The organism is Sphingomonas sp. CCH9-F2 (assembly GCF_001556735.1).
Classification (GTDB): domain Bacteria; phylum Pseudomonadota; class Alphaproteobacteria; order Sphingomonadales; family Sphingomonadaceae; genus Sphingomonas; species Sphingomonas ginsenosidimutans.
This window is the reverse complement of record NZ_LSJO01000272.1, coordinates 1-2,817: the sequence shown is the minus strand read 5'-3', so window position 1 is coordinate 2,817 and position 2,817 is coordinate 1. Positions and strand designations below refer to the sequence as shown.

The following is a 2,817-nucleotide window of genomic DNA, read 5'->3' as shown; positions in this document are numbered from 1 at the left end:
GCCGCCGCCCCGATCGCGCGTGTCGTCGGCGACGACGGCATCGCCTTCATCGAACTGCAACCCACGACTCAGGCGGGCGCGGTACGCGCCACCGTCACGCTGGCGGATGCGCAGGCGTCGCACCACGAACCGGTCCGCGCGTGGCTGGCCCCCGGCGCCGCGGGCTGGACGATCGTCGGCTTCGGCGCGGGCACGATGGGGCATGACATCCTGTCGCGTCGCGGCACGGTGCTGCCCGCCGATCGCGATGGCACGATCCTGGACGGCCAGCTCGCGCTCTATGCGAAGGGGCGGATCAAGGGGTCGTGGCTCGCCACCATCGCCTATGACAGCAAGCGGACGCGCGATCGCACCCGCGGGCTGCTCGGCACGATCGACCCGGATCGCTATTACACCGTCTACGGCGATGCCACGCGCCAGGGCTATGACGCCGCCACCGCGGGCAAGCTGTACCTGCGGCTGGAACGGCGCGAGGTCGTGGCGCTGCTCGGCGATTACGAAACCGGGCTGCGCGACACGCAGCTGGGCCGCTACAGCCGCACGCTGACCGGCGCGAAGATCGCCTATGAGGGCGACCGCGTCACCGTCACCGCCTTCGCCGCGCATACCGACGAACTGTATGGCCGCGACGAGATCCAGGGCAACGGCCTGTCCGGTCCCTATCGCCTGTCGGCACGCGACATCGTGCCCAATAGCGACCGGCTGCGGATCGAGGTGCGCGACCGGCTGCGCCCCGAACTGATCGTGTCGTCCACGCCGATGACGCGGCATATCGACTATGACATCGATCCGCTCGCCGGGACGATCCGCTTCCGCCAGCCGGTGCTGGGCCGCGACGCAGGCCGCAATCCGGTCTTCATCGTGGTCGACTACGAAAGCTGGGGCAGCGGCCGCAAGGCGGTGGGGGGCGCCCGCGCGGCGGTGCGGATCGCGCGCGGCGCGGTCGAACTGGGCGCCACCGCGCTGCGCGACCGGACGGTCGGCGATGCGGCGCTGCTGGCGGTCGACGCGCGCGCGCGCCTGTCGGCCGACACGCAGCTGCGCGCGGAGGCCGCGACCGGCGGCGCGCACGGGCTGCGCGCCGGCACCGCCTGGCTGGCGGAGGCGGAGCATCACGGCCCCGCGCTCGACCTGACGGCCTATGCGCGCCAGCAGGACGCCGGGTTCGGCCTGGGCCAGCAGAATGCGGTCGAACGCGGCACGCGCAAGATCGGGCTGGACGGGCGGCTGGCGCTGACCGACCGGCTGTCGCTGACCGGCACCGCCTGGCACCAGCAGCAGTTGCTGGACGGCGCGTCGCGCGTCGCGGGCGATGCGCGCCTCGAATGGCAGCGTGCGCACGGCACGCTGTTCGCGGGCGCCCAGCTGGCGCGGGATCGCGGGCTGGCGGGCGGCGCGGATCGTTCCTCGCGCCTGCTGACGCTGGGCGGCACGCAGGCGCTGGCCGGCGATCGCATCACGCTGGAAGCGCAGACGCAGGTCGCGCCGGACGGCGCAAAGGCGAGCGTCGATTTCCCGATCCGCCATCAACTGACCGCCGGCTGGCGCGTGCGCCTGGGCATCCGGCTGATCGGCGGCTATGAGATCGCGGAAGGCCGCGGCTTCACCGCGCAGACCGCGCAGATCGGCTTCGACATCGCGCCCTGGACAGGGGCGAAATGGACCAGCACGCTGAACCGCCAGGCGGCGATGCGGCCGGTGGGCGGGGAGAACGGCCAGCGCACCTATGCGCAATACGGCCTCAACCAGTCGCTGCCGATCGGCCGGCGCTGGACCATCGACGCGACGCTCGACGCCAGCAGCACGCTGCGCGGGCAGCTGCCGGCCGGGGCGGCGATCAACGCCTTCCACCCGGTCGCGGCCGGCGGGTCGCTGGCGCAGGACGGCGCGAACGACGATCATGCGGCGGTGACGCTGGGCGCGGCCTATCGCGCGGATCGCTGGTCGTGGAACGGCCGCGCCGAATATCGCACCAGCGACAGCAACACCCGCTACGGCCTGACCACCAACGTCCTGCGCGCGCTGGGCGAAGGGCGCACGCTGGCGTCCGCAGTGCGCGGCTATGCGGTGCGCGATCGCAACGGCGCGCTCGCCCTGTCGCTCAGCGCCGACGTCGCGCTGGCGTGGCGCCCGCTCGACAGCGACTGGTCGGTGCTGGAACGGCTGCAACTGCGCCACGAACGCGCCGATCCGGGCTTCACCGATCGCAACGTGCTGGGCGTACCGGCGTTCGCGGGCGGCTATCAGGCGACGCTGCGCGCGATCAACAATCTGGCGCTCCACTATCGCTCCGGGCCGGAGGGTGAGGGCCATGGCTGGGACGCGACGCTGTATCACGGGCTGAAATGGGTGCGCGGCAGCTTCGACGCGGACGATTACACCGGGCTGACCGATGCGATCGGCGTCGACGTGCGGCGCGATCTGGGGCGACGCGTCGACATCGGGGCGCAGGCGTCGGTGCAGCACGGCTGGACCAACCGCACCGTCGCGTTCAGCGCGGGGCCGACGCTCGGCCTGTCGCCGGCGCGCGACGTATGGATCACCGCCGGCTACAATATCGCCGGCTATCGCGACCGCGACTTCGCGCAGGATCGCTATACGCGAAAGGGGGCATTCGTGACGCTGCGGATGAAATTCGATCCCGATACGCTCGCCGGTGCCGGACGGATGCTGGGGATCGGGCGATGACGGCCGCCCGGATGCTCCCCGTCGCCCTGACGGCGATGCTGGCCGGCGCGCCCGCCGCCGCCGATCCGCTGGTCCTGACCAAAAGCGTGACGACCGTGTCCGATCCGCTCGGCAACGCCGTGCCGCGCG

1 pseudogene is annotated in these 2,817 nt (G+C 72.4%); it reads left to right on the top strand.

The window, feature by feature from the left end:
- Window positions 1-2,688, top strand: a pseudogene (locus tag AX685_RS22445) (hypothetical protein); the annotation flags it as partial.
- Window positions 2,689-2,817 lie beyond the last annotated feature (129 nt).